This window comes from Pseudomonas sp. Je.1.5.c, from assembly GCF_051129895.1.
Taxonomy (GTDB): Bacteria; Pseudomonadota; Gammaproteobacteria; order Pseudomonadales; family Pseudomonadaceae; genus Aquipseudomonas; species Aquipseudomonas urmiensis.
In genome coordinates, this window is record NZ_JBCPSP010000103.1 from 1 (window position 1) to 446 (window position 446).

Here is a 446-nt window from a genome sequence, read left to right on the forward strand (position 1 = left end):
CGCAAGGCGCACTCAACGCGGCCAGCCAACGCCTGCACCCGCTGGCAGGCCCCGGGGTTCAGCGTGCGGTGATGCGCCTGAACTGTGCCAGCCAGTGGCTGTACAACGGCGTACAGCTGGTCGAGTTGCAGGTGCAGATGAAGCTCAGCGAGTACTACGCCCTGCAAAGTGCCCACTTGCGGCAGATGCAGCGCACCGCCAATGCCGCGATGGCCCAGGCCCGCGAGCGCATGCACGTGAGCCTTGAGGAGTTGCAGCAGCAGTCGCAGTCCAGCCTGCGCAAGGTTCGGCCGATCATCCAGAACGGGCTGCTGAGCCTGGCGGTACTCGATCCGAAGCTGGCGCACAGCGTGATTGTCGTCAGCGTCTGGGTCCAAGGAACGGCAGAGCAAGTGCGCGACACGCTGGTCAATGGCACACGCGCCAGCCTTGAGGAATTGAACCGG

The 446-nt window shown here is 64.8% G+C and carries 1 pseudogene; it reads left to right on the plus strand.

Features of this window, described 5'->3' with window-relative positions:
• A pseudogene (locus AAZU54_RS27300) lies at positions 1 to 446 on the plus strand (T6SS effector BTH_I2691 family protein); the annotation flags it as partial.